Source organism: Vibrio sp. 03_296 (assembly GCF_002265885.1).
Genome location: NZ_NPKW01000535.1, coordinates 1 through 497, shown reverse-complemented (window position 1 = coordinate 497; position 497 = coordinate 1). Strand labels below are relative to the sequence as shown.

Genomic DNA, 497 nt, shown 5'->3' with positions numbered 1-497 from the left:
GCGGTATTTCCCCTGCCAGATGCTCTATTTAAGGCGAAAAATCGCCGTCGCCGCCGTCGTTCGAGGCGCGAGATGATGTTGCGTGATATTCGGCAATTTCTCCAAACCAAAGAGATCGCCGCATTCAAGCTTCCTGATGAACTGTTTGTGGTCAAATCGTTGCCAAAAACGGCCGTAGGCAAAATCGACAAGAAGCGCATTTTGAGCACCATTCTGCCGTAATGGTTCTACAACCTATTGGTCGAAAAAGAAAAACACGATGAGGGTAGGTGACCGTATGGTAAAGAAATGGTTGTGTGTGGTTGTATAAATGTTGTTAATGATATACATTCTCATTTATGTTTTATGTGGTTTCGAAATGAACAACCACTGAAATAACCTGTTTGTCTGTGCCAACCGCTTCGAGGCGGCGCACATAAAGCAAGGAATTCAATCGAAAGGAAATAACCGTGGCATCATTGAAGAAACCAGAAGCGTGTGAAAGCCTCTAATGATAT

At 44.1% G+C, this 497-nt stretch carries 1 pseudogene; it reads left to right on the top strand.

From position 1 onward, the window contains the following. Positions 1-222: pseudogene (locus tag CIK04_RS25995) on the top strand (2,3-dihydroxybenzoate-AMP ligase); the annotation flags it as partial. Between the last annotated feature and the right edge of the window lie 275 nt (positions 223-497).